Source organism: Haliscomenobacter sp. (assembly GCF_041740695.1).
Taxonomy (GTDB): domain Bacteria; phylum Bacteroidota; class Bacteroidia; order Chitinophagales; family Saprospiraceae; genus Haliscomenobacter.
In genome coordinates, this window is the sequence record NZ_JBGSLK010000012.1 from 1 (window position 1) to 21,413 (window position 21,413).

4 protein-coding genes are annotated in these 21,413 nt (G+C 48.7%); all 4 read right to left on the minus strand.

Annotated features, from left to right (window positions below):
- The coding region (locus ACEW9O_RS01960) for a hypothetical protein (protein ID WP_373548435.1) at positions 1 to 208 on the minus strand (208 nt) is incomplete at its 3' end.
- A 362-nt stretch (positions 209 to 570) separates the two neighbouring features.
- The gene (locus ACEW9O_RS01965; protein WP_373548436.1) at positions 571 to 4,656 is read right to left on the minus strand and encodes a two-component regulator propeller domain-containing protein; all 4,086 of its coding nucleotides are present in this window, start codon (positions 4,654 to 4,656) and stop codon (positions 571 to 573) included.
- A gap of 69 nt (positions 4,657 to 4,725) precedes the next feature.
- On the minus strand, positions 4,726 to 5,145 hold the full coding sequence (locus ACEW9O_RS01970; RefSeq protein ID WP_373548437.1) for a hypothetical protein: 420 nt from the start codon (positions 5,143 to 5,145) through the stop codon (positions 4,726 to 4,728).
- 262 nt (positions 5,146 to 5,407) lie between these two features.
- On the minus strand, positions 5,408 to 21,241 hold the full coding sequence (locus tag ACEW9O_RS01975; RefSeq protein ID WP_373548438.1) for an SdrD B-like domain-containing protein: 15,834 nt from the start codon (positions 21,239 to 21,241) through the stop codon (positions 5,408 to 5,410).
- Positions 21,242 to 21,413: the final 172 nt, after the last annotated feature.

Sequence of the window (21,413 nt, forward strand, 5' to 3'; positions counted from 1 at the left end):
GTACGTATGCTCCGGCGCAAGATCCGTCAGATACGAGGTTACGGGTAAGCGTAAATTGGCAATTGGCATCCAAGGTAACTGTCACATTGTAACAACCGCAATTGGTTGACTGTGCAGTCAGGTTGGAACCAAAAACCAGTGAAGCCAAAATCATCAAGCACGCGCTTGCGGATTTGGTCATCCAGCTAGTAAAGGTCGTTTGTTTCATAAGAAAATGATTGATTAGAAACATTTAAGTCTTGTAAAGTAGGTTGAACTTAGTACTCAACATTTAGGTCGGTGACAAATTTACAAACATTCATTCAATTTCTATCCATCTTTAGTGATTCTTAATTGATTCTACTTTAAAATTTGACCAAAAAATGAGCTTATTAATAAAAAAGTGCCCGTAGTACGGGACTACGGGCACATGAAATATTATTGACTCCTTCTATTTTCGTTATGGGTTCAAGTGTTTTCCGAGAGCAAAGATGGGCAGAAATCATAAAAACAAGGTTTGCTGACGTTGCAATTGGGTTTGCTACTGTGTCATTTTGAGTTAAAAACCGCTTTTTTGGGAAAAGTATGGCGTCAAATTTCACTGGGGGACTTCCCAAAATGCTCTTTGAACGCAGTAGAAAAGTATTTGACATTGCGGAAACCAACCCTTTGGGCAATGTCCGAAACTTTGCCTCGTTCAGTTTGTAACAAATGCATGGCATGTTCCAGGCGGAATTTGCGGATGAATTCCGTGCTTGATAATCCCGTAAGTGCAATGACTTTGCGGTGCAATTGGGAGCGACTGATGAACAGCAGGCGAGCGAGGTCTTCTACATTGAGGTTCTCGTTTTCCAGCTCTTGGCTGATGACCTGTTCCAGGCGTTGTAGAAATTCCTCATCTATAGCGCTCAACCTCACTGGCGTTTCAGGCGCTGGAGTAATGGCCTGCTCCCCGATTACCATATCGCGGTGATTTTTATTCAACCGAAGTTGCAACTGGCGACGATTTTCCAATAAAGTGTCAATCCAGGCCTTCAATTCTTCGGTATTGAATGGTTTGGGCAGGTAGGCTTCTGCGCCGTACTGTAGCCCTTTGATGCGGCTTTCCAGGCTTGATTTTGCGGTGAGCAATACAAGCGGAATATGGCTGGTCGTAATTTCATTTTTCAATAGTTGTAATAACTCCAGGCCATCTACCTCCGGCATCACCAAGTCAGAAATGATTACATCCGGGATGCGCTCACAGGCCATTTCAAAAGCGACTTTTCCATTGATGGCGCTGATTACTTCATATTTTTCGAGTAAAGTTTGAACCAAAAAATCACGTAAGTCATCATTGTCTTCCACTACAAGTACCAGCGTCCCTTCGTGCGAAGTAGCTTGCTGATTGCTTTTTTGTGTATCCACAGTATTCAGCTGGTTAGGCAGCATTTTGTGACCCAAAGGGGAAATTTGCAAGGGCAAACGCAGCCGGAACAAAGCCCCCATCCCCACGGTGCTTTCTACTTCAATTTGGCCACCCATCATTTCAGCCAGTTCTTTAGACAAGGACAATCCCACTCCAGTACTGGCTTGGGCATCAGAAACAGTCCGGTCCAAAGTGTAAAAGCGTTCAAAAATGTGCGCTTGGTGCTCAGCTGCAATGCCAGGTCCAGTATCTTTGATTTCTACAAACAGTGTTTTTTTTCCTACCTCTGCCTGTTCAGCATACCATTGCAGTTGAACATTCCCCCTTTCTGGCGTAAATTTTAAAGCATTGGACAACAGATTACTGATGATTTTTTCGAATTTATCCGAGTCAAAATAACTTTCCCCCACTTTATTTCCGATAGGGTTCACACTTAGCGTAATGTTTTTGCGTACTGCGGCTGCTTCGAAAGCCGTTGCAATTTTCACTAAAACATCATCCACCGAGCCCCAGGAATTTTCGAGTTTCATTGCCCTGCCCTCCAGTTTGGCCAAATCAAGTAGTTGATTAACGAGGTGTAACAATTTGCTACTGCTACGTTCAGCAATTTGCACTTTGGCAAGCCAATTTTCAGCTTGAGGTTGATTCAACAATTGGCGTAGTGGTTCAACAATCAAGGTAATCGGTGTCCGCAATTCATGGGTGATGTTGGTAAAAAAATCGGCTTTGATTTGCTCCAGCGCCTGAATGCGTTCCAACTCCCGTTTTTCAAATTCACGCTGGTTTTTGGCCTTATCTCGCCTTACCCGCCATTGAATAAATTGGTAAACTCCCAAAAAAATCAACAAGACATATAAGGTGTACGCAAACGGACTGCGCCACCAAGGAGGGAGAACTCGAATCGTGAGCATTGGCTTAAGCTCTTCTGGCCAAACCCCATGTGCTCCACCAGAAGACAATTTAAAGGTGTGTTTACCGGGAGGGAGATTGCTGTAATTGACACTGTGTACGGTAGTCGACTCAACATCTTTTTTGTCCACTCCCTCTAAACGGTAGCGAAACTGATTTTTGGTAGCAGCGGCGAAGTCCATCGCTACAAAATCCAGGGTGATGTGGTTTTGAGCGAAAGGAATGGTTATTGATTTAGTGGTCTCAATATTTTGGGTTAAAATTCCAGCTCCTGGCAAAGTTGTTTTGTTGTTGATTTTCAACGCAGTAATAAACACTTCGGGAGGGTTGATATTTGGCGCAATTTTTTTTGGATAAAAGGCGGTGATGCCATTCACCCCACCGAAGAACAAACGTCCATCGTATCCTTTGGCGTGGCTAACGGTATTAAATTCGTTGTCTTGCAAGCCATCCGCAGCGGAATAATTTTCAAAATGACCGGATTTGGGTGTAAACTTGGATAAACCTGAATTGGTGCTAAGCCACAGATTTCCTCGGGCATCGGGTAAAATGCCGTAAATCACATCATCGGGAAGTCCATTATTTATGTTGAAATGCTCGCATTCTCCAGTTTTTTTATTGAATAAATTAAGCCCTCCGCCTCTGGTGCCTACCCACAATATCTCCTTCGGGTTTTCTGGATCATCACACAAGGAGAGGATAACATTGCTACTAAGAGAGCTTGCTTTCCGTGGATCACATTGATGCAACCTGAATTGCATCTGCCCTGTTTCACCCAAGACGCCATGCACCAAGCCATGGGGCGACCCTATCCAAAAATGTTTGTTTTGATCCTCAAGTTTGGCGTAACTCGCTTCTTTTATTCCAGTCAATGACGCATAAGAGAAGGTAGTTAATTTTTTATTTTTTACATCAAAGCGTGCCATTTCACTGTTGCGGCCAAAAATCCAAATATTGCCTAGGTGATCTTCTAAAATTTGGCTAAAAATCCCAACCTCTATTGGGCTAGGATACCTTTGTATACTGCCAGTTTTTGCGCCCTTCTGAATCAATACCCCAGCTCCTGATGGTCCGGCACGCCATTCACCCAAAAACCAGTAAGAACTGTCCTGAGCCTGCAATAAGTCATGATTAAAAAACTCCCCCCCTTCAATAAATGGGCGAGTGGTCACTTTACTTTCCTCATCGACCAATTTAATCGTAGAGGTATTTTCCCAGGCCCAAAGCTGGCCAAAACGATCAGCACAAAGACGACGTGCGCTAATACCAGGTAAAAAATGCTGAAAATACTGGTTAACTAAATTATACCTACGAATGCCATACCCGTTGGTTCCGATCCAAAGCAAGCCATTTCGATCACAATGAATTTTTGTCGACCCCATTACTCCGGTCATGGGGAATTTAAAAAACACCTTGGGTGCCAGGGATCTATTTTTTGCCAGGTCATCTTGAGCAAAAAAGTAAATGTATTTCCGTCTACCTACATACAAATTCCCTCGATGATCAAAAGCCAGATAGGTCGTATAAGGAAGGTCTGATTTAGGAAAAGGAAAAATGTCCATTTTATCCTTGCGAAAACGGATGACTCGGCTGCTTTGCCCTAGCCAAACGTTACCTTGAGGGTCTTGAGTAAAATAATTGGCTTGTGTAGTTATAGAGACATTGAGTTCTGCTGTAGGCAACACCTCTTTTTTGCGCGTCTTCAGGTCGTATCGATAGGCATTGCGTTGGCTTCCAACCCAGAGTATTCCTCCTTTGGTACACAACACACTCTCATATAAATTGGCTGGACTCACACTTGCGGAAGGCTGCTCCCAGAAATATCGTTCAACCTTTGCCTCCGTACTCAGATCGGCAGATCGTGTAGGTAGTTTGTTTATCTTCACGCAGTTTAAACCATTCTTAGTACCTACCCATATGGCTCCATCGGGCGCTTCGGTCAACGCAGTTACATTGCCGTGGGATAATCCATTTTCGCCAACATTGAGGTGAAAAAACTTACCACTGTTGGGTTCATAAATATCGATTCCATTGTTTTCCGTGCCGAGCCAAATCCAACCCCGGCGGTCTTCCAATAAGGTTTGAACGGTATTGTCAGCAATTGAATATGGATTGAATGGGTCGTTTTTTAAAGCTTTAAAGGTATAGCCATCATATCGATTGAGCCCGCCTCGGGTAGCAAACCAAAGAAAGCCTTTACGATCTTGCAAAATGTCGTAAATCATCCCTTGGGACAAACCATTCGCATTGTTCAGTACTTCAAGCTGAACTTCCTGGGTATGGCCGGTGGGTAGAAGGAGCCCACAACAAATTAATAAACAGTAAGTTGTCTTTGCAAAGGTTTTGAGAGCCACCATCATAGTCCACAAAAATAATTTTTTTTCGCATTCTAGATGGAGAAAGAAGGGGGGATAAAAATAACGTTAAGCCTAATAGTGATGGAAGGTGATCGGCAGTTTCAACCAAATGAATCCACTTTTCCGCTGAATCAGGTACCCTCCGGCGGGAATAAAAGCGGCAGGGATGTTTAATTTTTGAGCCAACCAACTTGGCAATTGAAATGCTTCCTCTACCCAAAAATGCATGCCTCTAAACTGTTTTTGCCTCAATGATTCAGTACAATCCACTTCTGAGAAGGAAAGGAGTAAATCTTTGTCCGAAACAGCAAGACGAGCGGGCACCATTTCGCAAGAAATATTGAGGTGCTTCGCTGCGTGGATGGTATAAACCTTACAAATACCCGACCCTGAACAATCGCGGCTGGGTGTACCAAAAACCACTTGGCTGTCGATGATCTTAGGCCTCTTTGGGACAGCAACATGGGTATTGCTGTAGAAAGGAAGTAACATGTGTCTTCATTTAAAATGTTAGGAATCAAAACTATTGATCACCTTTCAATGGGCCTGGAAATAATAACACAAAACTAAGCATTCCTAATGATACTTGATGGACACTTAGACGGGAATTCCATACTCCATTTGGTGTATTTTTAGGGCCTTTTTCTTTAAAATGGGTCTGAAAATCAAAACAATCCACCTCATCAAATCAAAAAGAGGGCTCCCCACATTAATGGAGAGCCCTCGTGAATATGTGCTAATAAAAAATCTACAATTATCGGTTCATCAGTACCAATTTCTTGGTAGCGGTAAAGTCGCTCGTTTCCAAGGTGTAGTACATCACGCCGCTGGCCCGCAGTTGTTCCTGCTTGAGGATCACCTGGTTGTTGCCTTTGGTGTAATTGCCTTCCACTTTGTAAATCAAGGCACCTTTTAGGTCTCTTACTGTAAGTACAGCGCGGGTTGCGCTGGGCAGGTAAAAGCCGATTGAGGTAGCATCAGCAAAGGGGTTCGGGGTGTTTTGGTACAGAGCAGCCTGATCGTGACTGTTGCTGTTGCCAAAGCTCAATTGAACACCCATTACTTCGTTGTGCTGGTTGTAGGCTTCGATGTTCGTACGGCGGCTGTTGAGGTTCAATACTTCGCTCAAGTTGCTGGCCGTGTTGGCTTTTAGCTTGAGGGTGAAGAGGATCGCGTCATCAGCCAAGGCTGCTGTGCTGTGGAACGAAGTAGTGATCATGCCTTCATTTTGGAACAAGCCAAAGTTTTCAGCTTTCATCACTCCGTAATCCAAGCCAATGATTTCAGCAGCTTCAGCTACCTGAAGGGTAAACTGGAAGCCTTGTAGTTGCGCCAGATCTTTGGCCCGGAAAGGCACCTCGTACGTTTGTCCAACTTTCAGTGATTGTTCAGTAGTATTCAGGATCATGTCCTTCGCTCCACGAATTTCACTCGCTACTGCTCCACTTGCGCTGGCGTTGCCATTCACGTCACCCATTTTGATGGCGATGAAGTCGGCTTTAACCTTACCTGCCAGGTCGTTCACATTCACCACTTCGGGGAAGGAATCGGCCCAAGGATTAGCACCAGAAGCAAAACGGTAGTTGGCATCGATGAATTTCCAGCTCGGTACACTTGTAAACTTGGTGTCGAGTCCCAGGATCAATTTTCGGATCTGGATCATGTCCAGGGTAGAAATCGTCTTGGAATTGTTCACGTCTGCCGCAATCAAGCGGTAGGGACTGCTGAGCAACTGTGAGCCCAGGATGTGCTTTTGCAACAGTACCAGGTCGAAGGTAGATACCCCGTTCAGGTGGTCTTTGTCCATTTGAGCAGTAACAGTGAAGTCGCTGCCTTTGGTCAGGTTGCTGAAGGTATAGCCACCAGTGCTGCTGGTATTGTATGACATTTGGGCGCCACCACTGAGTTCAACACCTGCACCGAGTACGGGTTCCAGGTCGTCGGTGGTGATCAAACCACTGATTTCGCCAGCATTGACATTGCCAGGTTCACACAAACTGCGGTTGTCCTGTACTTCTACAAAAGTAACGCAGAAGTCGTGGTTGCCACGTTCATCCCAAGCATGTAGTTCTACCAGGATGATCTTACCTGCATCAGCACAAGAGAAGTTCAGGCCAGTCTGGCTGGCGTTCGCCGCTTCACCTACCCGGTTGATGGAGTACTTGGTGATGACCTTCAGGCCATCCTTCGTTTCGGGACCTTGACCGTTGCAATCGTAGATTGGTGATGCAACAAAATCATTGGCCCATACTGCCATCATGCCACCACCGTTGCCATCGGGCATCAGTTCGGTGCTCAAGCCGTTGATACAGATCGGAGCAGGTGCCTTGCAGTCTTTCACTACGAATGGGATCCGGGTGGCTACACTCAGGTTACCACATTCATCGCGACCTACTACCACCAGGTCGTGTAGCCCTTCGGGTACGTTGCTTACTGTGATTTCAAACTGGCCATTGCCCAATTCTTTCACGCTCCAGCGTGGAGTAGCATACATGATCATCGCGCCAGCATCCAGGGTCTGGAATGGTGCAATCATCAGCATTTGACGCTCCAATTCCACTTGATCGGTACAGTTGTCTTTGATCGTCACTACTTTGGTCACACTGGCTACACAAGCCGTTGGGCTGGTGCAGAAAGTATCCCGAATACCCGTTACTACTGGAAGCTCACTGTCGTACACCTTGATGATTTGGGTGTACATAAAGCTGTGGTAGTATTCACCACTCGCCTCGCAGAAAGGTGGAGTAAACTGGATATCACCCGTATTCTTTGGTGTCAGGTCTTTCGACAGGTAGAATTCTTCGTTTTGATCCCGGTTGGCGTCCCGCACCAGTACATAGATTGGTGCTTTGCCGTAGTTTTCAAAATTAGCCCGATCTACCACGTAAACATGGCCTTCCGTCATGGGGTCACCACAAGCATCGGTGTATGCACACCAGTTGATCACGGTATAAGTACGGAAAATCTTGTAACATTCGTCGTTAGAAGCGTCGTAACGTTTGTCGCTTACATTGACTGCTAAGATGTCGCATCCCAGTTCATCAGTCAGAACCGTATCAATGATTGGTGTTTTGCAATCAAAGTTCGCGTCTTTAGGGAAGCAGATGTTGTATTCCCGTACAGGCAGAACCCGAATGATTTGTTTGCAAGTTACAGTTACCGGACCTTTACCCGTTTCTTTGGTGATGGTCCAGATGCGCTCAATCGTTCCAGCTCCACACTTCAGGTTTTTCACTACAGTATAGGTCGTATCTACCGATAGGCAGAGGTTACCACTGGAGATGATCACATCGCCAAATGCTTTAGCGGAAGCGGTTTTGGAGTCGATGAAAGCCAGGTTCTTGTCGTCACAATGTACGGTCACTTCCCATGGAGCGATACACACGGGTGGTGTTTTATCCTCGATGGTGATGTTGTTCCAGCAGAAGCTGCGGTTGCCCATCCAGTCTTGTCCCCAAAGTTCAACCATTACGCTGGCTGGGTCACAACAGAAGAATGGCACAGAATCCAACATGGGCGACATCAGCGCACCAGCAGTAGAGATGCGGAAATACTCCAGTTCATCGGCTACTTTGTTGCGGTTTTCGTCAATGTAATCCTGTGGCTTCGTGGAGTTCGGATCGTAAGCGTCGATCTTTCCGTTGCCGTTGGCGTCCACAAAGCGTGGCATCCGCAGGAATGATGCTTCACAATCACCCACTGGGCGGCGAACTTTCATCCACACGATTGGTCCACAGTTGTCGGAGCTACCTTCGTTGATGTCGACTGCAGCTACTTTGGCGTTGCCCAGGTTGTCGCGAGTGATGACCAGTTTGTCGTCACAAACCATTACTGGTGCTATCCGATCTACGATGCGGATGGGAACCAAAATGGTCGTTGAACCGTAGCATACGTTGGCAACCGTTACCTGGATGAAATAAGCGCGGGCGCTGTCTTTCAACATGGGCAAACCAGTAATCGAGTAACCTTTTTCACTGTCACCAGTAACTTTCACACCCAGCGGCGTTTTCATTTCGTAGGCTCCAGTTGGCAGTCTATCCAAGTCGTAGACTGGCTTGCGCTCGAGTACCACGATGTTGAAGTTCCACTTGCTTGCTTCTTCTACAATGAAGTCAGCTTTGCTGAAAAGGAAGCTAGCCTCACAGTTCATCGGGCCAACCGAATATTCCAGCACGTCGCCAGCATCGTAATTTTTGGCCAAATTATCGGTGTGTGGGTCTGCATTTGGTGCATTGGCGTAGCCTGTTCCGATGTATTTATCGTGATCCAGGTCTTTAACTTTCACCACTGGTGCAGACGCATCACCCACTACGATGATTTGATCCCAGGTGTAGATGTGGTTGTTCCAGCTGGCATCAGCATAGCAGGCACCATCAGCGATCAGGTAGTCTGGATAGCCTTCGCCAGTACCGTAGCACCAGTCGATGATCGACCAGCGGCGGATGATCTTGCGACCACACTCTCCGATGTTGAACACACTTTGATCGGTATAATTCATCGCAAATCCACAGTAGTCTTTACCGGTCAGGTAGATACGTTTGCCAGCACCATTGAGGTAATAAGGCACAGACTCGAGGAGTTTGTACTTGTTCACCATGTCAATTGGCTTCAACTCATTGTCACCAACTGCGAGGTTGGCAGGCAATTCGATCTTACAATCAGGCAAGATCAGCGTTGGACGTTGGAAGTAGATGTACTGCGTGCAGTGACCTACATTGCCAAACTCGTCGCGGAAGTAGAAGGTTCTGGCAATTTGAGCATACACGTAATCGCGATCGGCTTGCTCGTTGCAATCTGCAAAGATGGACAATACGTCGCTCACTTTATCCAGTACAGGTGTGCCACAGTTGTCGGTAGCAGTAGCCAGGCCAGTGAAGTACGCATAGTTCACATCCGTCCAGGACTTCTTCACGTTGAATACACTATCCACATCGGTGCATACAAAAGTATAAGTACCGCTTGGGAGTTTTTTGCTGGTATTCGGTGGACAAGTCACGACAGGTACACTCTTGTCTTCGAAGTTCAAGCGGCCCCACAGTGGATTACAATGGTTGGCAACACTCTTCACTTCGTAAACCAACTCACGGCCAAGGTATTCGGTAGCGTTGAATGGTGTCCGCCAGGCAGAAGACCAAAGGGTACGCTCCGTTTTCTTGTCGATGATGATCACGCGGTAGTAGCTACCTTCTGGATATTTGTCAAATCCACAAATATCTTCGTGGCCAGGTACCAGCATGCTGGCAGTCACCAGGGCTTGACAGTTTTCATCCAAACGGATGTTCACGTCTCTTACCCCGCTGTTCCACTTGGTTTTCAGCCAGCACTCGTCGTTTTGGATGGTCTTGTCGTTTTCATCCAGGTACTTGTCGCGTCCGGTTACGTTTGGTGCGGAGAATGGCGACAGGTAAGTACCATTGAAGCCACGGTCAGCAACCATTCCTTCGAAAGCGATGCCATCGCCACCGTCGGGATAGTTCAAACCAACCATGTTCATTGGATCGTCAATCTCGTCACTCAAGTCACCTACTACGATGGATTTGCCAAAACGTGGGCTCTTCACAAAGTAATCGGTCAGTGGCCGCTTGGCACCCGTTTGTTTGTTGAAACCAACCGCACGAGCCGTCACACTGGCTTGAGAAGACCAAGGATATTTGTTGGTCTTAGTTGGGTCAATTTCAAACTCAATGCGTACGCAGACGATTGAATCGCCAGGCATGTAGAAGCTGCTGTTTTCCTGCGTTGGTACCAACAAGCTGGTGTTGGAGAAACCATCGTAAGCGGAATTCACCTTCAAGGCAGCAATTGCCGCCGTCATGGCTTTTTTCACTTTCACTCCGGCAGGTGAAGTCACGTAGGAGCTATCGATGATGCTTACTTTTGGTTTTGTCGCGGTATACAGCGCGTCACCGTAGGCATTCTGCAAATTCAACAGTGCCTGCAAACTATCGAGTGGCACTTCTTGTGGATTCTTCATGCACAGGTGCATGATCACGTTGAAGTTGCCGCAGATCTGGCTTGTTGGGTAGTTCACCCCTACAATGTCCAGATTGGCTTCGATGTTTGGTTCGTCTACCCAGCCGAAGTCGATGGTTTGGTTGTACAAACTATCGGGGAATGGATGGCCGCTTGGGTGCATGGCGTTCATGGCCGCTGCATCGCTGGCATCGCTGTTTCCTGCTTCGTTCTTGGGTTGTGGCGTTACACAAACCTCAGGCTCGCGACCGTTGCCGTCGTTGACGCGGATCAAGGCGCCGGGCATACCATCGCTGTCATTTTGGTCATTTACTCCTGGGTTGTCCTTCAAGGTCAAGACGCGGTGACGTGGCCAGGCATTGACAAAGCTGGCGCTGTCTCCTTGCAGGTACTTGAGCGGAATCAGGTAGTAGTTACCAGGGATCAAACCCACGAAGGAATAACGGCCTTGCGCATTCGTTCTCACGATTTGTCCAGGCGTATCATTGCCAGCAGGTGGCATGACTGGGTTGAGGTGTGGCGCAATCGACAGGTTGTACAACACGTCGGTCACTGCTCCGGCAGAACCCATGGTGCTTTGGTACCCAACGGTATCAAATGTACCAGAAAGTTCGTCTACCCCACCCCATACCAGTACCAACTGGAGGGTATCTACATAATCGTTTTCGTTTTGGTCACCTTTCACATCGTGGTCGAACCAGGCCAGGTTGCCTACTTTGGCAACAGGTACTGCGTAGTCTTCCACTTCACCACGTGGATACGCCAGGGCAGTATTCACATAAGGCGAGGTAGTGGTATGGTAAGCATTGTTGTCTGGGCCAACGTTGGCTTCCCAGCTCAGGCGGTAACGCATGAAGGCTGTTCCATCGCGGTATACGGCATCCAGCGGTACACGGAAGGCGAAAACCTGCATTTGGTTCACACCACCGGGCATCAGTGGGTTGTTGGTATCTACGATATCGGCCAGGTTAGACTGGCTAGTACCGACTGCGGTAAAGGTCAGGAGATCAGAAGCATCGTTGAGGTCGCCATCACCATTGAAGTCGATGAAGGCACGCAAGTATGCAGCTTGGTCTACATAACCAGTGGCAGTTGGGTTGCCCGCATTGGCAGCAGTATCCTGGGAAGTGTAGGTTACTTTGATGTAAGCCAGTTCTCCAGGAATCATTGGGCTCAAGAGGCGTACACCGGATTCGTCATCGGTGGTAAGGCCTTTTTTGAACTTGCCTTGTCCGTCGTCGTCGCCGCCATTTTTGCTGCCTGCGTCTGCGTCTGGCTGGCCATTCAGCTCACCGTCGACGCCTTCACCCAGGTACAACTTGGGTTGGATGGCGTGGCGTGGGCCAAATTTGTTGGCAAACAATGCAGAAACAGAGTCGCGCAGCGTCAGGTAGCTGGTTCCAGCTACAGGTAAGTCGCCGTAGTCGAAGCCAACGTACCCAAAGTCACGGGTTTCATCGTATTGGCCATCGGGGAAACCGTTGATGGTCGTTTGGTCATTGATGCCATTTGGATGTGCTTCAGTGGTGCACAAGCCCATTGGGTCAAAGATCATGAAGGTATCGCGGGTAATCCGGTCGTCAATCAGCAGATCATCGCCGTTGCTGTTGTTTTTCACACAAGCATCGTCGGATGGATCAGGATTGTTGAAAGTTGCGGTCATCCCTGCTGGATCGGAAACGATCAAGCGGTAGGTTGGTTTGGCTACTCCGGATGGGTCCAGGTTGCCAATCAAGCCACAGAAGTAGTACCGGCCATTGACATCGGTGGTGTCGTGGTAGATGTACTCCAGGTCATTGGTACCAAAGATACCGTCAGGTCCGGCGTACTCCAACTTGATGGGCACATTCGGAATTACAGGTTCGTTGATGTCCTGGATGCCATCGTAGTCGCGGTCTTCCCATACCAGGTTGCCCACTTTGGAGAGTGGCATGTAGTAGTCTTCCACTTCACCACAAGGGATACGACCTTCGGTGTAATTGGCCTCAGGTGCCAAAATTCCATCGGGGCCCAAACGTGGGTTTTCACTCAAACGGAAGCGTGCAAACATGTCACCCTCGAAGTACTTGGCATCAGCGGGTACTTTGAAGCACACCACTACTTTGCCATTACCTTGGGTCATGTACAATTTTTCCAGTTCAAGTGCACCAGTGTTGCCTTCGATTGGAGCAGCGGCGCCATTCAGTTTGGTCCAGGCGAGTTTTTCACCTGCGTCCAAAGTGCCGTTGCCGTTGTAGTCAATCCAGGCATTCAAGTAGCCATCAGGGCCGTTGAAGTTGTCTGGCAAAGCATACTTGATTTCAATACAAGCCTCATAGCCAGGAATCAGCGGAGTCATGAAGCGGATGCCGTCGCCGTCATCGGTGCCCATGCCTTGTTTCCAGCTGTTTGGATCGGTGTCAGTTGCATCATCTCCCTGGTCGTTGCCGTAGGCTTTAGAGCCAGCTTCGTCGTCGGGGTTACCGTCCAACTCGGCGTCAACACCCATACCCAGGAAGAAGTCAGGTTTCACAATGTGTCGGGGGCCATTTTCGGCGATGGTGGTATTGTACTTCACACCGGTACGGTCGGTTTCTTGTGGTAAGTCGCCAAAATCGAGGGCCACAAAACCAAAGTCGAAACGTTGATCAACCTGATCATCCGGGAAAGTACCCACGTTGTTTACATCCAGCAAGTTGGCTAAATCCTGATCTCCTATACCTTCTTCTCCTTCAGCCAATTCACAAATTTCCTTTTGGCTGTCAATCGTGAAAGGTCCACTGTGGGACAAAGTCCGCTGAGTAGTCAGGTTGCGGGCAGTCTCCAGGCCGTCGCTGTCTTTGTCTTCATCCTGTGCATTGGTCACGAGGTTTGGACGGGTTGGCGTCAGGTCTTTTGGTCCCAAAACCACCACGTCGTAAGTCCCTTCGATCAAACCACAGAAGTAGTAGAAGCCAGGCTTGGTGCTCGCATCAGTATAAGTATAATTGCTAGTGGTATCGTAATAAATGCGGTCGTCGCCTACAGCAGTCAGCGGGAAGCTAACATTGCTCAAGGAGGTTTCAACGGTACCATTGGCACCAGCGTACACCAGTGCAACGACTACATTGTTGATGCCCAGGTCTTCTTCCAGGTCATCTTGTTGGCCATTCCAGTTGCGGTCTTCCCATACGAGGTTACCCACTTTGGCCAGTTTCACCATGTAGTCTTCCACTTCCCCTTGAGGAACGATGGTTGTTTCGTCGAATTTCGCAGGGCCATCGGCAGTAAGACCTCCGGTTGGGCTCAAACGAACCCGCACAAAGGCAGTTCCATCGTTGAATACTGCATTGGATGGCACCTTGAAGCAAAGGTTTACAACTTGATTGGTACCAGCCGCCAATGCGCCTCCACCAACAAAGCTTACTTGTTCTCCAGCTTCCAACTGGCCATTGCCGTTGAAATCGATCCAGGCTTGCAGTACTGCACCACCAGCTGGAGCGGTGTAAGTCACTTCGATGCAAGCGTCAAAACCAGGTACCAGAGGAGTAATGAAACGAATGCCGTCTTCATCATCGGTACATTCCTCACCTACCCCAAACTTGCTGGTGCGGCCATCGTCGCCAACACCTTGGTCGCCGTCTTTGCCGTCGAATACACCAGCGTCGTCGTCGGGCGTACCATCGCGTTCTGCGTCGGCACATTTGCCCAATACGAGTTCATCAACCAATACGTGTACCGGGCCGTTCTCAGCCATGGTGGTATTGAAGTCTTCCCCTTGTGGTTTTTCAGGCAAGTCGCCATAGTCCAGTCCAGCGAAGCCGAAGTCGTGGGTTTGGTCGGTTTGATTGTCCGGGAAGGTGCCCACTACATTGGGGGTATCTTCCAAACCATTCTCACCAGTAGGCAAGTTGGTTACATCCACAATCGTCAAGGTTTCCATCACCATCGTCAGATCCATACCGGTGATGCTGCCATCGCTGTCGATCACATCAACAGTATTGCCAGCAACATTGGCGCGGGTTGGCGTCATGTCTTCTGGTGTCGGTACGATGATTTTGTAGTTGCCAGGGATCAAACCACAAACGTAGTATTCACCGTTCGCATCAGTTACCGTTGGATAAGTTTTGTTGTCGGCAGTGGTGGTGATGTCACCATCTTCACCAGCCCACAGTACATTCACTGGCTGATCGGCGATGCCTTCTTCTCCAGCGTCCTGACGGCCGTTGAAGTTTTCGTCATTCCAAACGAGGTTGCCAATTTTAGCCAGGTTTACTTTGTAATCTTCTACTTCCCCATCAGGTGCCTGACCGGTAAAGCCAAGGCCACGGATGGTGCTGATCCGCCAGCGCATGAAGGCCATTCCTTCGTTGAAGGTAGCATCTGCTGGTACGTTGAAACATACTTTGGTTACTACGCCGTTGCCGCTGACAAGGGGACGATCGGTGGTCACCTGTTCGTTGGCATCAAATTTGCCATTGCCGTTCCAGTCGATCCAGCCTTGCAGGTAAGCAATGGTTCCAGCAGGCACATTGCTGATTACTTCTACACAAGACTCTGATCCTGGCACCATTGGGCTCAATACCCGGATGCCGTTTTCATCGTCGGTTCCGTTGTTGTCGTCACCGTTAGCCATTGCCGCAGGCTGACCGTCTACATCGGTGTCCACGCTAGGGCCCAGATAAATCAAGGGGATCTCCGGAGTCAGGGTTGGATCAGGTACGGTGTGGGTTGGGCCATTGTTGGCGATGGTAGTTGGGAACATTTCCCCTTGTGGCATTTCTGGCAAGTCGCCAAAATCGCGGCTGATGAAACCGAAGTCAATCGTTTGATCAACCTGGTTATCGGGGAAGTTCATCACCACATTGGTTGAGAAACCATCGATCAATTCCTGATCTTCGATGCCGTCTTCACCAATTGGGTTGTCCAATACGTTTTCAATCGTAAAAGTTTCGACTGATTTATTTGCACCAGCAATTTGAGATTGATCCCCATCGCTGTCGCGATCATCTTCCAAACCTTGGTTGGCCGTAGTCGTAACCATGTTCGTTGGATTCATGGCGATGATTTTGTAATCACCTTCAATCAATCCGCAGAAATAGTACTCACCACGCTTGTCATCGGGGCCAGGAGCACCTACAACAGGATTGCCAAATTTGTCCAAAGTAGCAGTTTGGGTCGTATACAGTCGATCGTCGCCAACGAGGTTGGCAGGATCGGTTGATTGTACCCCATTGGCACCACCCCAAATCAGACTGACCATTACGCCATTGATGCCGTAATCTTTTTCTGACTCATCCTGAATGCCGTCGGCATCGCGGTCAAACCAAACGATGTTACCAACTTTGGCCAAATTCAGTTTGTAATCTTCCACTTCACCAATCGGAACTACTGAAGCTGGATTGAATTTATCTGGTCCATCTACGCTCAAACCGCCAGTGCTGCTCAAACGGAAGCGAATGAACGCCATGCCGCGATCGTATAGCGCAGTAGAAGGTACAGTGAAGCAGTATTGTGTAGTTTGGGTTCCGGCAGCAACCAGGCCTCCATTGCTCAACGCCAATTCTTCGCCAACTTCCAGAATGCCATCGCCGTCGAAATCAATCCAACCTTGCAAATAAGCATTGCCTCCGGTAGTGTTGGTCGTTGTAGCTTCGATACAAGCCGTAAAGCCAGGTACAAGTGGGGTGATGAATTTGATACCATCTTCATCAGCGCCATCGCCACCGCCATTTTTGCCCGCATTGGCATCGGGTTGTCCATCGCGTTCGCGGTCGACGGTAGCACCCAAGCGCAGGTCAGGCGTAATGGCGTGTATTGCGCCACCTTCGGCCATGGTGGTATTGTAATTTTTGTCTTCTGGTAAATCACCATAATCGAGGCTACCAAATCCAAAATCATGGGTTTGATCGAATTGATTGTCAGGGAAACCATTCAGGCTGTTCGGGCTGTCCTGCAGACCGTTTTCGCCAGTAGGTAAAGTCAGGACATTGCCCAAATTCACGGTTTCCATCACCATGGTGAGATCCATCCCGGTAATGGCGCCGTCACTATCAATCACGTCATTACCTCCTTGGTTGGCGCGGGTAGGCGTCATGTCCGCAGGGGCGATTACTGTGATTTTATAAGTTTCATCACCCAATAAGCCACAGAAATAATAAGTCCCGTTGGCGGTAGTGGTGGTGGTATAGATTTCGTTGTCGTTGGTAGTTGCCAGGTTGCCATCCAAACCAGCCCAAGTCAGGGTAACTGGAACATTGGCAATACCTGGTTCTCCAGCGTCTTGTTGGCCGTCGAAGTCATAATCTTCCCAAACCAGGTTACCCAGTTTGCCTAATGGTAGTTTGTAATCTTCGATTTCACCAAAAGGTACAGGGGCCGTTTGGGAATCAGGTTCCAAACCACCCGTTGGGCTCAAGCGGAAGCGTACAAAGGCATTGCCTGCGGCAAAAGTTGCGTCGGCAGGTACACTGAAGCAAAATGTCTGTGTAGACATACCAGCGTTTGGAATGATACCGCCGCCATTCTGGAAGCTCACCGCTTCAGCAGCGTCAAAAATTCCATTGCCATTCCAGTCTACCCACATTTGTAGTACCGCAGCACCAGCTGAGGTGTTCATAGCTGTAACCTCAATACAAGCCTGTCCTCCCGGTACCATGGGGGTAAGGAAACGAATGCCATCTTCATCGTCGCCGTTGACACAAGTACCAAACACGGCGAGACCGGCATTGCCATCGTCACCACCGCCCATCAGGCCAGCCATTGGGTCAACGCTTGCATTGACTTCACTGTCGGCACAAGTACCCAGTTTCAGGCTTTCTGAAACGATGTGTTTGGGTGCATTTGGATCGGTAGTTCCATATGTATTCGGCAAATCGCCATAATCAAAACCAACTACCTGGATGGTATGGTCTTCAATTTCCCCAGTTTGAGCAGGGCCATATGGAGACATGGGCTCATCGGCGTCGTTCAGGCGCAATCTGATGCCCAATTCTTGTCCAACTACTGCAGAAATAGGTACAGGTATAGCCACCGATGCGGTAGTAGCACCGTTAGGAACGATGACTGAAAACATTTCACCTGCTCCAAAATCGCCATTTTTATTAAAGTCGATGTATACGGTCAGTTTTGCATCTTGATCGGTCATGTTCATTACTGGAACGATCAGGGTAGTCGTCTGGGTCAAAGTAAACAGTGGCACAGTTCCGGGATCGATGCCATCTTCGTCATTGGCACCACCAGCAGGAATGGAGTTGTTGTCATCTCCACCAGCAGTCTTGCCTGCATCTACGGAAGGTTGTCCATCCAATTCATCGTCAACTGATGCACCAATTTTCAGGATCACCTGATCGCCGTTGGCGTTGGTGGTCAGTTTATGGCGTGGGCCATTGTCGCTGGTTAGCGTACGGTGGTCCGCAGGAGTTGTTGGTGCACCTGGATTACCAGAAGTATTGGCCAGTGCATCGTTCAAGTCGCCATAGTCGAAGGCCATTACAGTAGCCACGTAATCTTCTACTTCACCATCAGGCAGTGGGCCGTCTGGAGACATTACCGTGTTAAAAGTAGGATCGGTACTAATGCGGAAACGAATCCCAATCGGACGATTCAGTACTGCTCCAGGAGGAGGTGTAACATCGTTCAGGGTTACACTGGTTGCCGCATCTGCTACGGTAACCGAGTACATTTCGTTGGCATCATTAAAGTCACCATCACCATTCCAATCGAAGAAACCCACCAATTTGGCTGGGCTACCCGTCATGTTCATCACAGGGATGACCAGGTCTTCGGCCTGATTGCGGATGAACATCGGCAGGGTTACGCCATTTTCGTCGTCGCCAGCGTCGTAATCAGCTGGGCCATCTGCTTCAGTATCGTCACCAGTAGCAGTCGCATTGGGAATACCATTACTGTCGTAGTCTACACTTGCACCCAATTTCAATACTGCACCAAGCTGGTGAGAGGGGCCATTGTCGGCTACTGAAGTATGATACGGTGCAGGTAAATCGCCATAATCGACTGGGACAAAACCAAAGTCGAAAGTGTGGTCGTTTTGACCAAAATCGGAAAGTGTCAGCAAAATTTCAGCAATACCACCGTTCAATACGGCGTCGTTGTCGCTGTAATTGGGCAAACCTACACCTCCCACATTCGAGCCTGTCAGCAGCATACGTTGAAGCGGAGTACCATTGACACCACCATTGTTGTACTGCGTAGCAGGGATACGGACGGTATAGATTACGCCAGGCCGCAAACCAACGCCAACATTGTCGTCGTTGAAGTAGTAGTTGCCTGTGGCGCTGGTTACCGTAGTACCGATCACCGCGTTGTTGAACAACAACTGTACGGTCACCCCGGCGATGCCTCTTTCATCCCCGTCTTGTACTCCGTCGCGGTCTTTGTCCGCCCATACAAGGTTACCAATTTCCAGAGGAGCAACGGATCCGCTCAGCTCTACGTCGCCCAAACCATTGGCTTTACTGGGCGTAGCATCAAAATCAATGCCTGCATCCGTGGTAAAGCGATCGTCGGTGACTTCATATGCTGAGCCTGGGACTTGAGCACCGGTGAGGTTGTTGAGGCGGATGGTACCACCCGAACGGATGTTGATGGGGTCCAACCACACCGCGATGGCGTCGCCACCACCTGGCAATACAGCCAAGGGGCCTTGTACCGATTCGTCGTGAATCAGGTTATCGTTGTAATAATCGGCAGTACCGGAACGGGTGACAATGCTATAGATACAACTGCCATTCGTTTCGGTAACATTGGCGCGTAACAATTCACCGGCCGTGGAATATTCGTAGTCGCGAATATTGCCGTTAAAATCATTGTTGTTGATGGCGTATTGATGGCCTTTGCGGTCCAACAAACCAATCAACATACTGCCTGAATCATCAAATTCGATGTCGGCGATAATCGGCTCCGCTACCTCGCGCTGGTCTCCCGTAAAATGGCGGGAAGGGTGCGCCGGGTTGGTGCTGTAACCCCAGGGAATCCAGGGGCGTTCGCGACCGTAGTTGAAGCTGAAATCGAGTAGCGGTGAAGGCGTAAATGTTCCCGGTCCACTTGGGGAAAACTCAAATACGTATCCTCTAATTTGAGCGCCGTTGCCGTTGGCCGTAATGTCGCTCACTACCTCGCCAGCTGCATCTTGTCCGCTGAGTACGAGCCCCACGAACAATTTGCCCCGGTAAAACTTCAAACCCCAGGGACGGTGTTCACCAGCTTTGGTGTCAACACCTGGATCTGGAATAGCCCAGCTACGTACCCTGGTAGCCACTTCGGCCATGGTCGGTGCAGTTGGGTTTAGGGCATCACCCAAATCAATTTCGTATAGTCTGCGATCCAATAAGTTCACTACATACAAATAGCGACCATCGTCAGAAATGTCGATGTCGCCTATGGATACTTTTCCCACCTGGTCACCAGCCGCAAGGTCGGTACTGGGGGTAAAGGCATCCAAGTTCAAATCTCTTTCAGTGTTGGTACCAATCACCGTACTTACGGGGCTGGTGTTGTTGCCAGGGTTAGCGGGATAAGCTCCAGCTCCCCGAGTAGCAATACCAATCGCATCTAAGTCCAAAAAATTAACAGTAATAGGTGATCCAGCATAAGGATCAACCATATAAATACCGCCCGAGCCCAAGGGGCCAAAAGCGCTATGCCGACGCATCACTGCGGAAGTAAATATCTTTTGGGCCTGACGGGAAAAAGCCACCCCGTACAATGCCCCTACTTGTTCGTAAGTTGCAAGTACATTAGGCGGATTGGCACCCGTACTATTGGAATGCCCGGTAGGCACCCCACTGTCCAAAAACTTGTAACCCACCAAACCCGCAGCACTTTTGATGTCCGAATTGCCATTGACGTTATCCCCAAAGAAATAACAGGGCAAAAACACATCGGGGTTGTCGGTTTCTACCCACTGACCGGGATAGTTGATGGCAAAATTGATGTTGCTTTGTTGGCCAGTGATGAATTGTACACTGGATCCATAAACCGCCCCAGCTACACTGGTATAATCCACCGGATTGGCCAGGTTGCAATTGAATGTGACAGGAATGTCAAATTCAACCCGCAATTTCTCATTCGCATTGGCCGCCCGGCCGCTGGTCACCGATACCCCAAAATTGTAGGTCCCATCTGAGCCAGTTACCGTTGTACCAATCAATTGATCGGCAAGGGGTGGGGCGGCATTGCCATACAATTTGACAATGATGCCTTCTACACCGGGCTCAGCACCCGTTTGTAAACCATCGCCGTTAAAATCGCGGAAAGCTCTACCCGACTGGGCCTGGGCTGTTTCAGCTAAAAAAAGGAATAAAACGACAAAAGCCGTACTCAACACCGTCATCAAAGACTTGGCAGGAGTAAGGCTAAATAAACTGAACCGATTCATGGGTCGATCATGATCGGTTGTTTCATCAGCATGGTGCTGATGGGCCATTAAGTGTTGCATCGTAGTCCTACGCAGGGTAATCCCCAACCATAGTGGACGGTGCCAAAAAGTAGTGGTACCACTGGGCAGAGCAGTGTTTACAGGCCGATTTTCCGGCCCATGCCCAGAAGGCCGTGGGGAAAAAGCGTGCAACAAAAATTGGAGGCATTGCTGCATCCTTTTTATTGCCCACTTTAACAGTTTTGTAGATTTTTTCATGAGAAACAATTAGTTAATTTATAAGGAACTTAAAAGTTGTTGCGTACCTGCCTTTAAGGCGGCCACAGGAAGCTATACCACGGTGGTATCGATGGTGATGACTTTGGCTGCTTGAGCCAAGCTGCGTTGTGGAGTGTAAAGTGCTTTCATAGTGTGGTCGTCTTAAAGAACA